Genomic DNA, 20,258 nt, shown 5'->3' with positions numbered 1-20,258 from the left:
ACCTCGTTATAACCACTCAAAATCGGTTACTGTTCGATCTAATTCCGGAAACGAATCAATAAACTTTAGAGCATTGTTTAATTCGAGTTCAGAGTGCTTTCGACTTGAAGATACAGTAACAATGGCTAATTTAGTGCGTTGCCATGTATCTTGATGGTCTACCTCCGCAACTGAAATATTAAACTTTTGTTTGAGTCGAGTAATGACACTTTGTAAAACGGCACGTTTTGCTTTTAAAGAATTCGCATCATAAATGACGCATTCACACTCTACATAGCCGATCAATGTCGATCAACTTCTTGCATCACAAATGCTTCAATGATATCTCCTTCTTTAATATCGTTGAATTTCGCAATTGTTATACCACACTCATAGTTTTGCGCAACTTCCTTCACATCATCCTTGAAACGTTTTAATGTATCAATTTCTCCTTCAAAGATAACAACTCCATCACGAATTAGGCGAACACCGCTGTCACGAGTGATTTTACCATCTGTCACGTAAGAACCAGCAATTGTACCGATCTTCGATACCTTGAAGGTTGTACGTACTTCTGCTTGCCCAATTACTTTCTCTTCAAATTCAGGGTCAAGCATACCCTTCATTGCAGATTCAATTTCTTCAATTACTTTATAGATAATGCGGTGAAGACGGATATCGACCTCTTCTGCTTCTGCAGTTCGTTTTGCATTCACATCAGGTCGTACATTAAAGCCGATTACAATTGCATTTGAAGCTGATGCAAGTGTAATATCAGATTCATTAATCGCACCGACACCGGTATGGATAATCTTAACTTTAACACCTTCTACATCAATTTTTTGAAGAGAAGCTGCCAAAGCCTCAACAGAACCTTGAACGTCAGCTTTTACGATTAAGTTAATTTCCTTCATTTCACCTTGTTTAATATGCTCAAATAAATCTTCTAGACTTACTTTCACTTTGTCACCACGTTGCTCAACTAATTGCTTCTGAGCTCTAGCTTCTCCAACTTGTCGTGCTTTCTTTTCATCTTCAAAAACAACGAATTGATCACCGGCTTGTGGGACATCACTTAGTCCAGTAATTTCAACTGGAGTAGAAGGTCCTGCCTCTTTAACACGACGGCCTAAATCATTAACCATTGCACGGACACGACCAAATGTGTTTCCAACTACGATTGGGTCACCAATGCGTAACGTTCCGTTTTGGACTAGTAGTGTAGCAACTGAACCTCTTCCTTTATCGAGCTTTGCTTCAATTACAGTACCTGTTGCTCTTCTCTTAGGGTTTGCCTTATATTCTTCAACTTCACTCACTAGAAGAATCATTTCAAGCAAGTTGTCGATCCCTTCTCCTGTTAACGCCGAGATTGGAACGAAGATTGTGTCTCCTCCCCAAGCCTCAGGAACTAAACCATGTTCAGTTAATTCCTGCATTACACGATCAGGATTTGCTGTTGGTTTATCCATTTTATTCACTGCTACGATAATTGGCACCTCAGCAGCCTTTGCATGGTTAATTGCTTCAACTGTTTGCGGCATTACACCATCATCTGCTGCGACTACTAAAACAGTAATATCAGTAACCTGAGCACCTCTCGCACGCATAGTGGTAAAAGCTGCGTGTCCTGGTGTGTCTAAGAAAGTTATTTTCTTTCCGTTATCAACAACTTGATAAGCACCAATATGCTGTGTAATCCCACCAGCTTCCCCAGCTGTAACCTTTGTATTTCGGATGGAATCAAGAGTAGTAGTTTTACCATGGTCTACATGTCCCATGATTGTAACAATCGAAGGTCTTTCAATTAGGTCCTCTTCATTATCTTCCTCGACATACTGTTCGAATTCGGTAACGTCAAAGACAATTTCCTCTTCGACCTCAACACCATATTCAGAAGCAATTAATTCGATGGAATCTTTATCAAGCTCTTGGTTAATTGTCGCCATAACACCTAACATGAATAACTTTTTAATAATCTCAGAAGGCTCTTTACCTAATTTTTTTGCTAACTCTCCAACGGTTAATGAACCAATGAAAGTAATTTTTTCAGGTAATTTTTTTTCAGGCTTTGGTTGAATCGGTTGTTGTTGATGATTTGGACGGTTATTACCTTTTTGTCTGTTGTTTTTATTTCTTCTGTTATTATTGTTATGATTTGACTGAAAACCCTTTTTCTGTCCTTGATTTTCACGGTTTTTAGGAGTTGCAGGCTTATTCTTAACTTCTTTTTTGTCAACCACTTTAGTTGTAGCATTATTATTAACAGGTGGTTTTGAGTTATTATTTTTATTTTGCTCGCTTGTAGCCTTAGCAGTTTCTGTTTTTTTACCAAATGTTTGATCCAATTTTTTCAAAATATCTCCTTCAATTGTTGCCATATGATTTTTAACCTCTATGTCCATCTCTTTAAGCTTTGTAATAACTTCTTTACTTGAGATATTTTGTTGTTTTGCATATTCGTATACACGCATTCTACTCATATGTTCACCCCCAAATATGTTAATCGAGCAAGTGACTAATTTTTTTTGCAAACCCACTCTCCGTTATCGCGACAACTACTCGGGCATCCTTACCAATCGCATGTCCTAGTGTATACCGATCGCTTACAGTACGAAGTTGAACCTGATAATACGTGCTTTTATCCGTAATTTTTTTTGTAGTGTTTGCTGATGCATCTTCAGATAAGAGAACAAGTTTTGCGTTTCCATTGCGAATTTCTTTCACGACGAGTTCTTCACCTGAAATGACCTTTCTTGCTCGATTGGCAAGACCTAATAATGAAAACCATTCCTTATTTTCCATTTATGAAGGCTTCTCCTTATCTACTAGTTGGAGTAATTCTTCATAAATTGAATCATCAATTGTGGCTTTCAGCTGACCAGCAAGAATGTTCTTTTTCTTCGCTAGTAAGATACATTCTTTATCTTTACTTAGGTATGCACCGCGGCCAGACTTTTTCCCAGTAAGGTCAATGGAAACTTCACCCTCTTTGGAACGTACAATTCGTACAAGTTCCTTTTTCGGCTTCATTTCACCACTGGCAATACATTTACGTAATGGTATTTTTTTATTTCCTACCAATTTTCTTCACCTCACTCGATTTCTTCAGACTGCAAATCGAATGCTTCTTCCTCATGTTCATCTTCGTGATCGTCGTCAAATAAACCAAAGCCTTCTCTAGGGTAAATCCCCGCTTGCTCTGCATCTGTTTGACTCTTAATATCAATTTTCCAACCAGTTAATTTTGCTGCTAAACGAGCGTTTTGCCCACGCTTACCGATTGCTAATGATAATTGATAGTCAGGAACAACAACTGTTGTTGCTTTTTCTTCTTCATTCACAATAACGTCAAGTACTTTAGATGGGCTTAGAGCGTTTGCTACAAAAACAACTGGATCATCTGACCATTTTACAATATCGATTTTTTCACCTTTAAGTTCATTCACAATCGCTTGAACGCGTTGACCCTTAGGACCAACACAAGAACCTACTGGATCTACTTCTAGATTATCAGAGTGAACAGAAATCTTCGAACGATCTCCTGCTTCTCTGGCAACTGATTTAATTTCAACAGTTCCGTCATAGATTTCAGGAACCTCGATTTCGAAAAGACGTTTTAATAATCCAGGATGTGTTCTAGAAACAAAGATTTGTGGACCTTTTGTCGTTCTTTCAACCTTTGTTATGTAGACTTTTATTCTGTCATGAGGCTTATATTGTTCATTAGGCATTTGTTCATTTAATGGAAGCAATGCCTCAATTTTCCCTAAGCCAACATAGATAAACTTAGAATCTAGACGCTGTACAATCCCTGTCATGATGTCTTCTTCACGGTCAATGAATTCTGAGTAAATAACTCCTCTTTCTGCTTCACGTACACGTTGAGTAACAACTTGCTTAGCAGTTTGAGCAGCAATTCTTCCGAAGTCTTTTGGTGTTACTTCAATTTCGACAACGTCCTCGACTTGGTAATTAGGGTTGATGGTTCTTGCCTCTTCAATGGAAATTTCTAGTCTAGGGTCAAACACTTCATCTACTACATCTTTTCTAGCAAACACACGCATAGAACCGTTTGCTAAGTTCAAATCTACTCTAACATTCTGAGCCTGGTTAAAATTCCGCTTATATGCAGAAATAAGTGCTGCCTCAATTGCCTCGATAATAATATCTTTGCTAATGCCTTTTTCTTTCTCGAGCAATGTTAAGGCATCTAATAATTCACTACTCATTAGTTTCCTAATCCCCCTTTATTATCTCAAACCTATTAATGAAAAGTAACAGCAAGTCTTGCATTTGCAATTTTTTCATACGGAATTTCTACAGATTTTTTGCGTGTTTTGACCATTACATTGATTGTTACTAGCTTTCCATCGAATGAAGTAAGCTCTCCTTCAAAAATCTTTTCACCGTCGATTGGTTCGTATGTTTTCACATACACTTGTTTTCCGATTGCCTTTTCAAAGTCACTGTCCTTTTTCAACGGGCGTTCAGCACCAGGGCTAGAAACTTCTAGAAAATAGTTATACGGAATGGGATCTACTTCATCAAGCTTTTCACTTAATTTTTCACTAACTAATCCACAATCTTCAATATCTACCCCTTTTTCGGAGTCGATAAAGACACGTAGAAACCAGTCTTTCCCTTCCTTTACATACTCAACATCAACAAGTTCCATCTGTAAATCAGTTACAATAGGTATCACTAATTCTTCCACTATTTGTGTTACCTTTTTACTCATGTTTTTCCTCCTAAGCTGAAAATACATGTTCAAAAACGAGGATGAAAAGGACCGCGTCGACAAAACGCCACGTCCTGTGGCATTGTCGACACTAGCACATCCTGTGCGTCGTAAGTTTCGAAGCGGCGCAGCTTAGAGTACCGGAACGTATGCAATTAATACGTGAGGAACGGATAAGCAAGCCAACGAGCTTCCACATGATGTGGTGACTTCGACGTTCGACACAGGACGTGTCGGTAGTTAGTCGAAGTTCCTGAATTGCGTCATTTTCACCAGACTTTTTGAACTTCCAATAAGGAATTCCTTTGTTTTATTCATAGTATTTCCTAAGTAGTGTAAAAACACCCTGCTATAATAGCAGGGAGGCAGTTGGAAAATATAGTGAAGTTCCATCTAAATAAACGTTGTTACACAATTTTTAGCCTCAGCCAAAGAATAAAGAGTGGGAAGCCCCACTCTTTTACCAGTAATATACATAGCATTTCCATAAAAACTATAACATAATCGCTATTTATATGCAAATAAAAGTGCATAGAAAGGCGAAAGGCGCTCTGCTTTAGGCGACAAGCATAAGACGAGCGCTGGCAGAAGGTGCTCTTTACCTTCAGAAGCGATTGACTTATGACCTCGAGCCGATGGCGTCTTGAGCTAGACATCTAACAATTAGAACAAGGATAATTGATTTTGTTCTGGCATATCTTCAAGGCAACCATGGTTTTCAAGATATTCCATAATTGTTTTAGATACTTTACCACGCTTCTGTAAGTCTTCTTTTGATAAAAATTCACCTTGTTCTCTTGCTTTAACAATATTGATTGCAGCGTTTGTTCCTAGTCCAGGAATCGAATTGAACGGTGGAATCAAGGCATCTCCATCTATTATAAATTCTGATGCACTTGAACGGTATAAATCAATCTTATTAAAAGCAAATCCGCGCTCACACATTTCTAGAGCTAACTCTAAAACTGTTAATAAGTTCTTTTCTTTTGTTGAAGCTTCTAACCCTTTGGCATTGATTTCCTCCATTTTTGCACGAATTGTACTAGAACCGCGAACCATTGCTTCTATATCAAAATCATCTGCACGAACTGTAAAATATGCTGCATAGTAAAGCAAAGGTAAATGAACCTTAAAATATGCAATCCTTACAGCCATTAAAACATATGCGGCGGCGTGGGCCTTTGGGAACATGTATTTAATTTTTAAACATGAGTCAATATACCAATCAGGAACATCATTCTTTTTCATTTCTTCAATAAATTCGTCCGTTAACCCTTTACCCTTACGAACAGATTCCATAATTTTAAACGCTAGGGAAGGATCTAGTCCCTTATATATGAGATAAACCATTATATCGTCACGACAACCTATAACTTCACTTAATGTACAAATATTATTATGGATAAGCTCCTGTGCATTACCCAACCATACATCTGTACCATGTGAAAGTCCTGAAATCTGAACTAATTCTGAGAAAGTAGTCGGCTTTGTATCCTCAAGCATTTGACGAACAAAGCGTGTCCCAAATTCTGGAATTCCAAGAGTACCCGTTTTACACATAATTTGCTCTTCGGTTACGCCTAGAGACTCAGTACCACTGAAAATTTTCATTACCTCAGGATCATCGGTTGGAATGGTTTTTGGATCAATTCCGCTCAAGTCTTGAAGCATACGAATGACTGTCGGATCATCGTGTCCGAGTATATCAAGTTTTAGTACATTGTCATGGATAGAGTGGAAATCAAAATGTGTGGTTTTCCACTCAGAACTTGTATCATCAGCCGGAAATTGAATAGGTGAAAAGTCAAAGATATCCATGTAGTCCGGGACAACGATAATACCTCCTGGATGCTGACCCGTTGTTCGTTTAACACCTGTACACCCTGCTACCAAACGGTCGGTTTCTGCACCACGCATTGTCAAATTATGATCATTTGCATAACCTTTAACATAGCCATAGGCCGTTTTTTCAGCAACTGTACCGATTGTTCCAGCACGATATACATATTCTTCACCAAATAGTACTTTTGTATAGTTATGTGCACGAGGCTGATATTCACCAGAGAAGTTTAAGTCGATATCTGGAACCTTATCTCCCTTAAACCCAAGGAACGTTTCAAACGGGATATCATGTCCATCCTTTTTATACTTTGCCCCGCAATTTGGGCACTCTTTGTCTGGAAGGTCAAATCCAGAACCAACTGAACCGTCATTAAAGAACTCTGAATGCTTACAGTCTGGGCATACATAATGTGGCGGTAGTGGGTTTACCTCTGTAATTTCAGTCATCGTTGCAACTAATGATGAACCAACCGACCCACGAGAACCTACGAGATATCCATCATCAAGTGATTTTTTAACAAGTTTATGAGAAATGAGGTAGATTACTGCGAATCCATGCCCAATAATACTTTTCAGTTCTTTTTCTAATCTTTTTTCTACAATCTCAGGTAATTCTTCACCATAGATGCTTCTTGCCATACTATAACTCATATTCCTAATTTCATCTTCCGCACCTTCAATTTTAGGTGTATATAGATCATCCTTAATTGGTTTCACTTCACCAATCATGTCTGCGACTTTTTGTGTATTCGTTACGACAATTTCCTTCGCCTTCTCTTTATCGAGGAAAGAAAAGCAGTCCAGCATTTCATTAGTTGTGCGGAAATGAACCTCAGGCAATGAATGTCGATTTAATGGATTAGCTCCACCTTGGGACCGAACTAAAATTTTGCGATAAATATGGTCTTCAGGATTTAAATAGTGCACGTTCCCAGTAGCAACAACTGGTAAATTCAATTTCTCCCCAAGGTTAACAATGTTTTTTAGGATGTCTTTTAGTTCACGCTCATTTTGGATTAAATCCAATTCGACTAAATGTTTATAATTTGATGGCGGCTGCACCTCTAGATAGTCATAAAATTGAGCGATAGACTCAACTTCCTCTGGTGACTTCTGCATCATACCCTCAAATACTTCCCCTTTGTCACAGGCAGAGCCGACTAAAATACCTTCTCGATATTTTTGCAACTGAGATCGTGGAATCCTTGGTACACGGTAATAATAATTAATATGTGAAATTGAAATTAATTTAAATAAGTTTTTTAGTCCTATATCATTTTGTGCTAACAAAGTCGCATGATAAGGTCTTGAACGTTGGTACGCTTTACCTTGACCCATATAATCATTTAACTGATCATGATATTGAATCTCTTTCTCTGCTGCATCCTTTAATAATTTCATGACTAAATAGCCAGTTGCTTCTGCATCATAGATTGCGCGGTGATGCTGGGTTAATTCAATATCAAACTTCTTACATAATGTATTTAAACGGTGATTTTTTAATTCTGGATACAAAAATCTGGCGAGTTCCAGTGTATCAATTACTGGATTTGTTGCTTGTTCAAGCCCAGCCTTTTTATAGCCAACATTTAAAAAGCCCATATCAAAGCTGGCATTGTGGGCAACGAATATTGCATCCCCGGACCAGTCCTTGAATTTAACCAAGACTTCACTTACTTCTGGAGCCGTTCTTACCATATCATCTGTAATTCCGGTTAAGTCAATAGTTGTTGCACTTAATCGGTGATGAGGATTTGCAAATGATTCAAATCGATCAATGATTTCACCATTTTTTACTTTAACAGCAGCCAACTCAATAATTGTATTATAAACTGCAGATAAACCTGTCGTTTCTACGTCAAATACGACATACGTATCCTCTTCTAAATTACGATGCTGTGAATTATATGCAATTGGGACACCATCATCTACTAAATTTGCTTCGACACCGTAAATCATCTTTATCCCGTTTTTCTTTGCTGCAGAATAAGCTTCTGGGAATGATTGAGCTACCGCATGGTCTGTCAATGCAATGGCTGTATGACCCCATTTTTTTGCTTGGCCAACTAATTGACTAATAGAAGTTACAGCATCCATTTGGCTCATTGGAGAGTGTGCATGCAACTCGACACGTTTTTCTCCTTCTGGTGCAGTGTCTTTTCTTTCGTTCATCGGCTGTATCTCATTAATATCATTTGCCAGCATCACTAAATCTCTAACAAATGTATCATTTTGAATACTTCCACGACAGCGGACCCACATCCCTTTTTTAATACCTTGTAGAAGATGAACATCTTCTTTATCACGTGAAAATACTTTTACTAGTATTGAATCCGTATAGTCTGTAATTTTAAAGGTCAGAAGAGTTCTTCCACTTCGCAATTCCTTTGTTTCTGCAAAGAAAATATATCCTTGGATCGCAATTCTACGTTCTTCATCAAGAATTGAACTGATTTCTTTAAAATCTTCTTCATCTTTGATTGTATATCCGATTGTAATCGGTCCAGAAACAGCATTATTCTGATCCTTTTCCTTCTCTTTCTTTTGCATATCAGCAACAGCTAATAGTGCTCTTTCCTGATCTTCCTGTTGTTTTTTCTCTAAAAACTGTTCGTACTCTTGATTTGAAGCCTCAATCTCTGTTTCAAGTGTGAACATAGGAAAACCGTAGGATTGATAGACATTTCCTAACAATTGACCGTATTTTTTCTTAATCGCAATTGATTCCGTGTCATTTCTTGTCTTGATATGAAGCTTGAGACCATGTTGTGTTGGAAGTTGATTATGCAATAAAGATAGAATAGGCGGTGCGATTCCATCTAATTCTTGTAAGCAAAGCGGCCAATAGGCTTGTACCATTTCTTCAGTCACATGTTGTGATCGTACATGTAATGAGAAAGTCACTGAAGCTATATGTGTGAATTTTGTTCGAAGTTGAGTAGAAAATATCCTCATGACATCTGCTGGAATTACTTTTTCAAAAGAAAATAAGAAATGCCATGCCTTCTTCTCTTTATCAATCATAAGTTTTTCAATACCTGCATTTGCAAAGTGTGCAACTATTGCATCATCGGTTAATTCAAGCTGTTGCAGCAAGACCATAAACCGTTCTTTTTGCTGTGGCGTTAATTCCATCCTCGTTCCCCCTCTTCAGACAGAATGTCTAGTTTCAGCGACTAGAAACTCGAGAATCTTCAACTCCTCCTTCAGAAGCAAAAGAACGCTTCTTTGTCGGAGTATCCAGATTTCTCGTTTCAAGGCAAGTCGCTGCCACATTTCAAATATTTAGGGTACCCCATACTACCCGGGTACCCTTTTCTTTTGTACTATTTATTTTACTACATATTTGTTAATTGTCTCGATAAGATTTTCAATATTTATTTCCAATGTTTCCCCTGTCTTACGAACCTTCACTTCGACAATTCCCTCGCCCGCACGTTTTCCAACTGTGATACGTAGTGGCAGACCAATTAAATCAGAATCTGCAAACTTCACACCTGGGCGTTCGGCACGGTCATCAAATAATACATCATAGCCGCTTTCCTTAAGCGTTACATATAAAGATTCGGAAATTGCTTTCTGTTCTTCGTTCTTCATATTGACAGGGATTAAGTGTAGATCAAATGGTGCAAGATTTGCTGGCCAAATGAGACCATTTTCATCATTTGATTGCTCTGCTACTGCAGATAATGTCCGGGAAATCCCAATACCATAGCAACCCATAATCATTGATTGTGATCTTCCATTTTCATCAAGGAAGGTTGCATTCATTGCCTCACTATAACGTGTTCCAAGCTTAAAGATATGACCTACCTCAATGCCTTCAGCAAATACTATTTTTCCTTGACCATCTGGAGATGGGTCCCCTTCTTGGATAAAGCGAAGGTCTGCATATTGAATACCTGAAAAATCTCGGTCAGGGTTTACATTTATATAATGATAATTCTCTTCATTTGCACCACAAACACCATTCACAACTGAGGCTACAGCATGGTCTGCAATTACTGTGATGTCTTCCGATACTTGAATCGGACCTAATGAACCAACTGTGCAGCCCATAATACGATTGGTGTCCTCTGGATTTGCTAACTCGACAGTTGTAGCCTCAAGTAAGTTCTTCACTTTAATATCGTTTACTTCATGGTCCCCACGTGCTAATACAAGAACAAATTTTTCATCAACTTGGAAAAGTAGTGATTTGATGCATTTTTCCTTTGTAACATTTAGGAAAGCAGCAACCTCTTCAATCGTTTTCTTCTCAACCGTTTCTACTTTTTCTAATTCTTTTACTGACTCGTTGCTTTTTGAATATTCCATAACAACAGGTGCCATTTCAATATTAGCTGCAAATGAAGATGTATCAGAATAAGCGATTGTATCCTCACCAATTTCTGAAAGCACCATGAATTCATGGGTATCCTTTCCACCCATAGCACCGGAATCGGCGATCACGGCACGGAAGTTCAGGCCACAACGAGAGAATATATTAGAGTATGCAGTATACATTTTTTCATATATATCGTGAAGGCTTTCTTGATCAGCATGGAATGAATATGCATCCTTCATGATAAATTCTCGACCACGTAATAATCCGAATCGTGGTCTTTTTTCGTCGCGGAACTTTGTTTGTATTTGATAAAGGGTGATTGGGAGTCTCTTATAGGATTTAATTTCATCGCGAACGAGACTCGTAATAACTTCTTCATGGGTTGGTCCTAATACGAAGTCACGCTCATGACGATCGTGTAGGCGCATTAGTTCTGGACCATAAGAATACCAACGTCCTGATTCCTGCCATAACTCTGCAGGCGTTAATGCAGGCATTAATAGCTCCGCGGCACCTGCACGCTCCATTTCCTCACGGACGATTGTTTCAATTTTTTGTAAAACACGCTTGGCTAATGGAAGGTAACTATAGACCCCACTCGCATTTTGTCTAATAAAACCTGCTCGAATTAAAAGCTGGTGGCTCTTGACTTCGGCATCTGCTGGTACTTCTCGTAGTGTAGGTATAAGCATCATACTTTGTTTCATATCTTGCACCTCATTATAATTTCAGCTTATTTTAATAAATGTTCAAAAGGAGGGTGAATGTGACCACATCGGCTAAGACTCCACTTCCTGTGGCAAAGCCGACACTAACACATCCTGTGCGTCGAAGTTCAAGGCGGTGAAGCTTTGTGTACCGGAACGTATTCAGGTACGAAAAAAGCAAACCAACCTAAAAATTCCGAGCGTCAATTTCATCCGATTTTTTGAACCTTATTTTATAGAAAGAATCTTTGAATATCGTTCCACGTTACAACCAACATTAAAAGCATTAATAAAGCAAAGCCAATAAAATGAACCATTCCTTCTTTTTGCTTATCAATTGGTTTTCCACGAACGGCTTCTAACGCAAAGAACACTAGTCTCCCTCCATCAAGGGCAGGTAATGGTAATAGGTTCACGATTCCAAGGTTAATACTTAGAATTGCGGCCCATTTCATTACATAATAGATTCCAGATTGAACAACTGTATCGGTTGATACATATATTCCAACTGGTCCAGAAAGCATATCAATCGAGAACTGACCAGTAATAAGCTTTCCAAGTCCAAGTAAAATCTCCTTTGTCCACATGAAGGTTTCCATAACCCCATATTTCAAGGAAGGCAGTACTGATTTTTCAACTGGCCCATAAACACCTATGATACCAATAGTTTGGTCCTCAATTTTTTGAGCTTTCGGAGTTACAGGTATATCCAGTAATTCTCCATCACGTTCAACTACAAATCCAATTTCTTCTTCCGGATTTGCGCGAATAATATTTACAATGTCATTCCAGGTAGAAACTTGTTCATTATCAATCTCACGAACAATATCACCTTCATGGAGACCTGCTTGAAGTGCTGCCCCATCCTCAGTTAGCTTTCCGAGAATTGGCTTATCAATAGGCGTACCCTGTAATAAACCAATTGCAATTAAAATGATAAAGGCAAGGACAAAATTCATTGCCGGACCCGCAGCAATTGCCAGTGTCCGTTGCAATAGCGTCTTGGAAGCGAATTGACGATTATATGGAGCAATTTGAGTTTCTAGTCCGTCGACCACATAAAACGCAGTCTCACTAACTTCAAATCTTTTTAAGACCTCGTCCTCTCCATCCTCATAACCCGCAATAAATAGATTATGCTCTAAATCTGCTTCCTCAACCTCAATTACTCTTAAATCTGGATACTTATCCTTATTATTTAAAATAATTTTCTCTACTTTTCCAGCATTATCAAATAACAACCCGATATTATGGCCGGGTTTAATTTCAATCATTTCCGGGTCTTCGCCAGCCATTCTAACATATCCGCCAATAGGAAGGAGACGAATCGTATACAATGTTTCATTTCTTTTAAAGGTAAATACCTTTGGCCCCATCCCTATTGCAAATTCACGACAGAGGATTCCTGCTCGCTTTGCTAAAACGAGATGTCCCAACTCATGAAAAAATACGAGTGCACCAAATATAATGATAAAGGCTATCACAGTCTCCACATATTTAACCACCTTTTGTTAGATTGACTATAAAAAGTGTATCTACATCTTTATTTATTCTCGATTAATCCACGAACATAAGCCCGTGTTTGTTGATCTACCTCTTGGATGATTTCTAAGCTTGGGTGCTGTACAGTATCATGCTTCTCAATTGCTCCCTCAATGATGTCTTCGATTTGTAAAAAAGAGACTTTTCCATTTAAAAACCCTGAAACTGCCTCTTCATTTGCGGCATTTAATACAGTAGGTAAAGTGCCACCTGTTTTTCCGGCATGAAATGCAAATCCAAGACATCTGAATCGATCAAAATCCGGCTTTGAAAAATGTAGTTTACCTATCTCCCAAAGTCGCAGTCTCTCTTTAAATGCAGCCATTGGGAAACGGTCTGGATATGAAAAGGCATATTGAATGGGTACTCTCATATCTGGTGTCCCAAGTTGTGCAATGACACTACTATCATGAAACTCGACCATTGAATGAATGATGCTTTCTTTATGAAGAAGGACCTCAATTTGTTCATATGGAAGATTGAACAACCAATGAGCTTCAATTACTTCTAAACCTTTATTCATCATTGTCGCAGAATCTATTGTAATTTTAGCACCCATTGACCAATTTGGATGATTTAATGCATCTTCAATTGATACATTCTTAAGTTCCTCACGTGTTTGGTCACGGAAACTTCCACCTGAAGCGGTAAGAATGATTTTCTCGATATTTTTTTCTTTTTCGCCTTGAAGACACTGAAAAATAGCCGAATGTTCACTGTCTACTGGTAAAATTGGAACCCCATTCTGTTGTGCTGCATCCATCACTAGATGTCCTGCAGTAACTAATGTTTCCTTATTAGCAAGGGCTATCGTCTTCTTTGCTTCAATTGCTTTTAATGTAGGTAAAAGCCCTACACTTCCTACTACAGAATTTAGGACTATGGTTGCTTCATCGTAAGTAGCCACCTCTATTAATCCTTCATCCCCGTATACAAATCGGATATTACTTGAAAATTCACTTTTCAATGATTCACATGTTTCTTTAGACTTTACAGATACAAGCTTTGGTGAAAACTTTTTAATAATCTTTCGACCAAGAGCAACATTTTCTCCAATTGACATTGCTACAAGCTGTAGTTTTTCAGGATGATTTTCAATTACATCCAATGTTTGCTGCCCAATTGAGCCTGTAGCCCCTAATAAACTTACTTTTTTCACAAACTCACTCCCAATAAACAACCACTACTGAATAATTGCACTTAAGAAATAAAGGATTGGCAGAATGAATATCATACTGTCAAATCTATCTAATATTCCACCATGTCCAGGTAGTAATGTTCCAGAATCTTTCACATTATAATGTCTTTTAAGTGCAGATTCTACTAGATCCCCAATTTGTCCAAAAACAGACACAAACAATGTCACGATAATTAGTGATAAGATGGAATCAAATAAATCTGTAATCATGTTAAAAATGAATGCAAATACAATAGCAGTCACAATACCGCCGACAAAGCCCTCAATGGTCTTATTAGGACTAATTTCCGGCCACAACTTATTTTTACCAAGTTTTCTCCCTACAAAATAGGCCCCTGAATCGGTTGTCCAAATAACAACGAATGCATAAAATATATATGCTAATCCCATCGCTCTTATTTCAATCATATAATAAAAACCAAATCCTATGTACAGAGCTGACAGAATCACAAGGCCAGCATCATCAAAACTGAAGCTATTTTTTGAAATAACAGTATAGGTTAAAATAAATAAAACAATTAGAAGAACTATTTCGATCTTCGTAATTTGAAGGGTCTCAAAAATGTCATTATATTGACTTGGAACTAAAATAACCCATAACAATATAATAGAGATTACACCAGGGATTGATGCAATATTAATTTGCTTCATCCGTAAAAGTTCAAATATAGCAATTGCTCCCATCAAATAGACTAAAATAGTAAACGGGACTCCACCAAAAATAACTATCGGTAGAAAGACTGCTGCTGCAATTATTGCCGTTATTATTCTTTGTTTCATTGTATCATTCCTTTTATTACGGTTTGGTCGTAATGATTATATACCACCAAATCGTCTACCTCTCTTTTGAAATGCATGAATAGCCTCTAATAAATGATGTTCCTTAAAATCAGGCCATAATACATCGGTGAACCAAAATTCAGTGTATGCAAGTTGCCAGAGCATAAAATTACTTAAGCGAATTTCCCCGCTTGTACGAATTAATAAGTCTGGATCTTCTAAACCAGCACTCATTAAATATTGATTAAAAAGATCTTCATCAATCTTTTGGAGGGGGTCTTTCTCACGATAGTCTGAAAGAATTTGATTGACCGCATCCAGGATATCGGCACGGCCACCGTAGTTAAGTGCAAAATTTAATACTAAGCCTGTATTATTCTTCGTCTCATTCACAGCTTTATCGACCGCTTTTTGAGTATGTGCAGGTATCGCATCTTTATTCCCCATGATTCGAACCTGTACATTTTCTTTAATAAGCTCTGGTAGGAATGTGCCCATAAATTCTTGGGGAAGTTTTAATAAATAATTAACCTCATCCTCTGGACGCTTCCAGTTCTCTGTTGAAAATGCGTAGACTGTTAAAGTCTTCACCCCAAGTCTACTTGCAAGCTTAGTTACTCTCTTTACTACTTTCATTCCTTCATGGTGACCAGCAGTGCGTGGCAATGACCGTTTTTTTGCCCATCTCCCATTTCCGTCCATGATAATTGCTATATGGTTAGGTATTGGCCCTTTGACTATTTCTTCTTCAGAAATAGTAACTGGCTCCTTTTTTGTCTTTTTAAATTTTCCAAACATGAACAAGTCCTCCAACACCCGTCTCAATTGAGTTTCACTCATTTTACCAATTGTTTAGTTCGAGGTAACTAATTAGTAGACAGTATTAACAAAAAAACCCCCTGTAAACGTAAGAGGGTCTTTTTACAATATATTGTACATTGAAATGGATTAGACTTCCATGATTTCTTTTTCTTTTTCTTTTGCAACTGAATCAATTTTGTTAATAGATTCATCTGTCAATTTTTGAATATCATCTGTAAGACTACGTAATTCATCCTCAGTGATCTCACCATTCTTTTCAAGCTTTTTCAAATCATCATTACCATCACGACGAACATTTCGAACCGCAACTTTTGACTCTTCTGCATACTTCTTAACAAGCTTGACCAAATCACGACGTCTTTCTTCAGTTAATGGCGGAATTGAAATGCGAATTATCGAGCCATCATTTGTTGGGTTTAAGCCTAAATCAGCCTTTTGAATCGCTTTTTCCATATCTCCTAATACTGATTTGTCATATGGTTGAATAACAAGCATTCTAGCTTCAGGTACATTGATTGAAGCCAGCTGATTAAGAGGTGTTGGTGCACCATAGTAATCAACTGTAACTTTATCAAGTATTGCTGGATTCGCTCTACCAGCTCTTACAGTTGCTAGTTCACGAGACAATGCTTGGACTGCTTTAGACATTTTATCTTTTACTTGATTTAATGTGTTATTTGCCATAAAGTTATTTCCCCCTTACAATTGTTCCGATATTTTCTCCTAGTACGGCACGTTTAATATTTCCTTCTTCCATAATTGAAAAGACAATTAACGGAATATCATTGTCCATGCAAAGTGAAGAGGCAGTGGAATCCATCACAGCTAACCCTTCTTTAATAACATCAAGATAGGTTAATGATTCATATTTCACGGCTGTTTTATCTATAGATGGATCAGCGTTATACACACCATCAACATTATTTTTAGCCATCAAAATAACCTCTGCTTCAATTTCCGCAGCACGTAAAGCAGCAGTTGTATCTGTTGAGAAATAAGGATTTCCTGTGCCCGCGGCAAAAATGACAACTCGCTTCTTCTCAAGATGACGAATCGCTTTTCTTCTTATGTATGGTTCTGCAACTTGTCGCATTTCAATTGATGTTTGGACACGAGTTTGGATTCCTTGATTCTCCAGGCTATCTTGTAACGCTAAGGAATTCATCACTGTTGCAAGCATTCCCATGTAATCAGCATTTGCACGGTCCATTCCCATTTCACTACCAATTTTACCTCTCCAGATGTTTCCGCCACCTACTACTACAGCAACTTCTACTCCAAGTTCAGCAATTTCTTTTACTTGTTTTGCAACAGACTGGATAACAGATGGATTTATACCAAATCCCTGTTCACCCGCTAATGCTTCCCCACTTAATTTTAACACTACACGTCTATATTTGGCACCGCTCATCGAATAAAAAACCTCCATCTTTTAAAGAAAAGTACTAGCGTTTAAATAAAGCCACGCTAAAACTAGACATTTCAAAAAGAGGGAACACATAATGTGTTCCCTGTTATCTTTTTACTTCTTCACTTGGCTCATTACTTCTTCAGCGAAGTTATCTTGACGCTTCTCGATACCTTCTCCAACTTCGTAACGAACGAAGCTCTTCACTGTAGCACCTTTAGACTCGACAAATTTACGAACTTTTTGATCTGGGTCTTTAACAAAACTTTGATCAAGAAGACAAATGTCTTCGAAGAACTTACCAAGACGTCCTTCTACCATTTTAGCTACGATATTTTCAGGCTTACCTTCATTTAATGCTTGTTGTGTTAGCACTTCACGCTCACGCTCAACTTCTTCAGCAGAAACTTGATCACGAGTTACATATTTAGGATTTACAGCAGCAACATGCATTGCAACATCCTTTGCAACATCGCTATCTGAAGTACCACCAAGGACAGTTAGAACACCGATACGTCCACCCATGTGAAGGTACGCACCAAATACATCACCATCTTCTTTTGTTACAACTTCAAAACGACGAAGTGATAGCTTTTCTCCAATTTTTGCGATTGCAGCATTTACATGTTCAGAAACTGATGCACCGTTGTCCATCTTTTGTTCTAGTGCTTCTTCAACGTTTGCTGGCTTTTTCGCTAATAGATGAGCAGCTAATTCTTTTACTAAAGTTTGGAAACCTTCATTTTTTGCAACGAAGTCTGTTTCAGAGTTAACTTCTAAGATAACTGCTTCATTACCTTGAACTTCAATAGAAGTTAAACCTTCTGCAGCGATGCGGTCGCCTTTTTTCGCAGCTTTCGCAATTCCTTTTTCACGAAGGTAATCAATTGCTTTTTCCATATCACCATCAGTTTCTGTAAGAGCCTTCTTACAGTCCATCATTCCTGCTCCTGTTTTTTCACGGAGCTCTTTTACCATTTGTGCAGTAACTGCCATTATGTTTTCCTCCTTAATTGACACTATGTACTATTTGATTTTTACGATTTACACATCGTGTAGACAATCTGTTTCTATTATGACTTAATTCGCTAAAATATATAATTCTTAAAAAAGGTGATAAAAGGCATAACCCTCTTATCACCTTTCGCTCATTAAGCAGATGTTTCTTCACCTTGTTTAGCTTCTAGGATAGCGTCTGCCATTTTTCCTGTTAAAAGCTTAACCGCGCGAATTGCATCATCGTTTGCTGGAATTACATAATCAATTTCATCTGGATCACAGTTCGTATCAACGATACCAACGATTGGGATGTTTAATTTATGTGCTTCTGCAACAGCAATACGCTCTTTACGAGGGTCGATGATGAATAAAGCATCTGGTAATTGCTTCATATCTTTAATTCCGCCTAAGAATTTCTCAAGACGTTCTAATTCTTTCTTAAGACCTACAACTTCTTTCTTAGGTAAAACGTCAAAAGTACCGTCTTCTTGCATTCTTTCGATGTCTTTTAGACGCTTGATACGCTTTTGAATTGTTTCAAAGTTTGTTAATGTACCACCTAACCAGCGTTGGTTAACAAAGTACATTCCAGAACGTTCAGCTTCTTCTTTTACAGAATCTTGAGCTTGCTTTTTTGTACCAACAAAAAGCATTGTTCCACCGTTTCCAGCTAATTCCTTAACGAAATTATAAGCTTCTTCTACCTTCTTAACAGTTTTTTGAAGGTCGATGATGTAGATTCCGTTACGCTCTGTAAAGATGTAACGCTTCATTTTTGGGTTCCAACGGCGAGTTTGGTGACCGAAGTGAACACCAGCTTCAAGCAATTGCTTCATAGAAATTACTGACATGAATAAATCCTCCTAATGGTTTTTTGTCCTCCGTTCACATCATCTTTAAGCAAAACTGTTTGAACAGCACCAATGCTTAAATCTATGAACGTGTGTGATAACACCAAAAATTAATATATCATAATAAAAACTTGCTGGTCAAGAAAAATTAGTAGTTTTGACGAAATTTGTGTAAAAGTTCAATTTCAGTTTGACCTTTATTTAATTTTTTTGCAATATCTTCATATGTGAGTCCAAGTTTGATGAGATGGTCAATGTCTTTAACAAGCAAATCTTCATTCATTTCAATATTGCCTCTTTGTTGGGGTTTAGATTGACTTTCTAATATAGTATTTTTTTCGGTTTCGTTTTGACCTGCATAAGCAGGTAGAAGATCTTGAATTTCCTCAGTTGTTAAATCTGTTTCTTTTATTTGTATCGATTGTGTACTTTTTCCCTCTCGTTCAGAGATATCTTGCTTGTTCGGTGTTTGTTGAACTTGTTGAATTCTATTTAAAAACACTTCATTGTCCTCTTTGATTTCCATTACATACGAAGTGATCACATTTTCAAATTCATTCAGTAAGCGTTCTTGTTTGATTTCAATATCTTTTAATTGAGTCGTTTTTAAATATAAAAGAATAATTAAAAAAAAAGCTAATGCAAGTAAAGCAAAGCAGGTTACGAATAAAATGGTTGTCATTCTAATTCCCTCTATCCCACGAAATCAATGAAATTCCCCTTGTATGGATGTTGTTCTTTTTCTTTTTTTTCAGGGTTTTGAGTCTTATGTGGTGGTTCCGTTGAAAATGTATTTGATGATGAATCCTTATGTATTTGTGCATTTTCTGACTTGTTGTTCTCGTTTACTATAGTACGGTTCCTTTTCTCAATTTTTTCGGTTTCTGCAGAAATGTGGCCTTGCATGTGCTGACCACGCATCATTAGTTGTTCATGAATTTTTCCCACATCTTGTGTCTTAGGGATTGCAACTTGTAATTCAATTAATTTTAGACTCAATTGATTCACTTCTTCCGTTCCCTATTTTTAAGAAATGCGTTGATGGAAATCTCCTTTTTGCTG

The 20,258-nt window shown here is 37.6% G+C and carries 18 protein-coding genes; all 18 read right to left on the bottom strand.

The annotated features are described in order from the left end of the window. Positions 1 to 6: 6 nt before the first annotated feature. The 18 genes from AC6CHV_RS09830 to AC6CHV_RS09745 all read right to left on the bottom strand — a co-directional run bounded on the left by AC6CHV_RS09830 (position 7) and on the right by AC6CHV_RS09745 (position 20,204). The gene (locus tag AC6CHV_RS09830) at positions 7 to 285 is read right to left on the bottom strand and encodes a DUF503 domain-containing protein (RefSeq protein ID WP_099362979.1); all 279 of its coding nucleotides are present in this window, start codon (positions 283 to 285) and stop codon (positions 7 to 9) included. Next, a complete protein-coding gene (infB, locus tag AC6CHV_RS09825) occupies positions 282 to 2,462 on the bottom strand; it encodes a translation initiation factor IF-2 (RefSeq protein WP_498078794.1) in 2,181 nt (726 codons plus the stop codon). The genes AC6CHV_RS09830 and infB overlap by 4 nt, the downstream gene beginning before the upstream one ends. 19 nt (positions 2,463 to 2,481) lie before the next feature. Next, complete coding sequence (locus AC6CHV_RS09820; protein WP_099352458.1) at positions 2,482 to 2,784, bottom strand: YlxQ family RNA-binding protein; 303 nt, start codon at positions 2,782 to 2,784, stop codon at positions 2,482 to 2,484. After that, complete coding sequence (gene rnpM, locus AC6CHV_RS09815; protein WP_121446611.1) at positions 2,785 to 3,063, bottom strand: RNase P modulator RnpM; 279 nt, start codon at positions 3,061 to 3,063, stop codon at positions 2,785 to 2,787. It lies immediately after the preceding gene. 11 nt (positions 3,064 to 3,074) lie between these two features. Next, positions 3,075 to 4,211: a transcription termination factor NusA gene (gene nusA / locus AC6CHV_RS09810; protein ID WP_498078793.1), complete on the bottom strand. Its 1,137-nt coding sequence runs from the start codon at positions 4,209 to 4,211 to the stop codon at positions 3,075 to 3,077. Positions 4,212 to 4,246: 35 nt separating this feature from the next. Next, on the bottom strand, positions 4,247 to 4,720 hold the full coding sequence (gene rimP / locus AC6CHV_RS09805) for a ribosome maturation factor RimP (RefSeq protein WP_121446609.1): 474 nt from the start codon (positions 4,718 to 4,720) through the stop codon (positions 4,247 to 4,249). Positions 4,721 to 5,383: 663 nt separating this feature from the next. Next, positions 5,384 to 9,697, bottom strand: coding sequence for a PolC-type DNA polymerase III (locus tag AC6CHV_RS09800; protein ID WP_341331867.1), 4,314 nt, complete (start codon positions 9,695 to 9,697; stop codon positions 5,384 to 5,386). 195 nt (positions 9,698 to 9,892) lie between these two features. Continuing rightward, positions 9,893 to 11,596 (bottom strand): proline--tRNA ligase, encoded by a 1,704-nt coding sequence (locus AC6CHV_RS09795; protein ID WP_498078792.1) that lies wholly within the window; start codon positions 11,594 to 11,596, stop codon positions 9,893 to 9,895. 233 nt (positions 11,597 to 11,829) lie between these two features. Continuing rightward, positions 11,830 to 13,089, bottom strand: coding sequence for an RIP metalloprotease RseP (rseP, locus tag AC6CHV_RS09790; RefSeq protein ID WP_341331869.1), 1,260 nt, complete (start codon positions 13,087 to 13,089; stop codon positions 11,830 to 11,832). 50 nt (positions 13,090 to 13,139) lie between these two features. Then, positions 13,140 to 14,297 carry a 1-deoxy-D-xylulose-5-phosphate reductoisomerase gene (locus tag AC6CHV_RS09785; RefSeq protein ID WP_498078791.1) on the bottom strand — a complete coding sequence of 386 codons (1,158 nt, stop codon included), beginning with the start codon at positions 14,295 to 14,297 and terminating at the stop codon, positions 13,140 to 13,142. Positions 14,298 to 14,321: 24 nt separating this feature from the next. Beyond that, a complete protein-coding gene (locus AC6CHV_RS09780) occupies positions 14,322 to 15,116 on the bottom strand; it encodes a phosphatidate cytidylyltransferase (protein ID WP_341331871.1) in 795 nt (264 codons plus the stop codon). Positions 15,117 to 15,152: 36 nt separating this feature from the next. Then, on the bottom strand, positions 15,153 to 15,914 hold the full coding sequence (gene uppS / locus AC6CHV_RS09775; protein ID WP_498078790.1) for an undecaprenyl pyrophosphate synthase: 762 nt from the start codon (positions 15,912 to 15,914) through the stop codon (positions 15,153 to 15,155). A gap of 150 nt (positions 15,915 to 16,064) precedes the next feature. Next, on the bottom strand, positions 16,065 to 16,622 hold the full coding sequence (frr, locus tag AC6CHV_RS09770) for a ribosome recycling factor (RefSeq protein ID WP_121446602.1): 558 nt from the start codon (positions 16,620 to 16,622) through the stop codon (positions 16,065 to 16,067). A gap of 4 nt (positions 16,623 to 16,626) precedes the next feature. Further along, positions 16,627 to 17,349: a UMP kinase gene (pyrH, locus tag AC6CHV_RS09765; protein WP_341331873.1), complete on the bottom strand. Its 723-nt coding sequence runs from the start codon at positions 17,347 to 17,349 to the stop codon at positions 16,627 to 16,629. Positions 17,350 to 17,460: 111 nt separating this feature from the next. Next, positions 17,461 to 18,342, bottom strand: a complete 882-nt coding sequence (tsf, locus tag AC6CHV_RS09760) for a translation elongation factor Ts (RefSeq protein ID WP_341331874.1) — start codon at positions 18,340 to 18,342, stop codon at positions 17,461 to 17,463. A 155-nt stretch (positions 18,343 to 18,497) separates the two neighbouring features. Then, positions 18,498 to 19,196: a 30S ribosomal protein S2 gene (gene rpsB / locus AC6CHV_RS09755; RefSeq protein ID WP_099352445.1), complete on the bottom strand. Its 699-nt coding sequence runs from the start codon at positions 19,194 to 19,196 to the stop codon at positions 18,498 to 18,500. Positions 19,197 to 19,344: 148 nt separating this feature from the next. After that, a complete protein-coding gene (locus AC6CHV_RS09750; RefSeq protein WP_498078789.1) occupies positions 19,345 to 19,878 on the bottom strand; it encodes a hypothetical protein in 534 nt (177 codons plus the stop codon). Between the two features lie 11 nt (positions 19,879 to 19,889). After that, on the bottom strand, positions 19,890 to 20,204 hold the full coding sequence (locus tag AC6CHV_RS09745; protein WP_341331876.1) for a hypothetical protein: 315 nt from the start codon (positions 20,202 to 20,204) through the stop codon (positions 19,890 to 19,892). Between the last annotated feature and the right edge of the window lie 54 nt (positions 20,205 to 20,258).

It is taken from the genome of Ferdinandcohnia sp. GQ5 (assembly GCF_059759275.1).
Note: the sequence above shows the minus strand (reverse complement) of the source record. Positions and strands in the feature narration are given on the sequence as shown.

Bases quoted from the DNA above. Each gene is read 5' to 3' on its own strand.
- infB (WP_498078794.1), bottom strand. From the start codon at position 2,462: ATGAGTAGAATGCGTGTATACGAATATGCAAAACAACAAAATATCTCA.
- AC6CHV_RS09820 (WP_099352458.1), bottom strand. From the start codon at position 2,784: ATGGAAAATAAGGAATGGTTTTCATTATTAGGTCTTGCCAATCGAGCA.
- nusA (WP_498078793.1), bottom strand. From the start codon at position 4,211: ATGAGTAGTGAATTATTAGATGCCTTAACATTGCTCGAGAAAGAAAAA.
- rimP (WP_121446609.1), bottom strand. From the start codon at position 4,720: ATGAGTAAAAAGGTAACACAAATAGTGGAAGAATTAGTGATACCTATT.
- AC6CHV_RS09800 (WP_341331867.1), bottom strand. From the start codon at position 9,697: ATGGAATTAACGCCACAGCAAAAAGAACGGTTTATGGTCTTGCTGCAA.
- AC6CHV_RS09795 (WP_498078792.1), bottom strand. From the start codon at position 11,596: ATGAAACAAAGTATGATGCTTATACCTACACTACGAGAAGTACCAGCA.
- AC6CHV_RS09780 (WP_341331871.1), bottom strand. From the start codon at position 15,116: ATGAAACAAAGAATAATAACGGCAATAATTGCAGCAGCAGTCTTTCTA.
- uppS (WP_498078790.1), bottom strand. From the start codon at position 15,914: ATGTTTGGAAAATTTAAAAAGACAAAAAAGGAGCCAGTTACTATTTCT.
- frr (WP_121446602.1), bottom strand. From the start codon at position 16,622: ATGGCAAATAACACATTAAATCAAGTAAAAGATAAAATGTCTAAAGCA.
- pyrH (WP_341331873.1), bottom strand. From the start codon at position 17,349: ATGAGCGGTGCCAAATATAGACGTGTAGTGTTAAAATTAAGTGGGGAA.
- tsf (WP_341331874.1), bottom strand. From the start codon at position 18,342: ATGGCAGTTACTGCACAAATGGTAAAAGAGCTCCGTGAAAAAACAGGA.
- rpsB (WP_099352445.1), bottom strand. From the start codon at position 19,196: ATGTCAGTAATTTCTATGAAGCAATTGCTTGAAGCTGGTGTTCACTTC.
- AC6CHV_RS09750 (WP_498078789.1), bottom strand. From the start codon at position 19,878: ATGACAACCATTTTATTCGTAACCTGCTTTGCTTTACTTGCATTAGCT.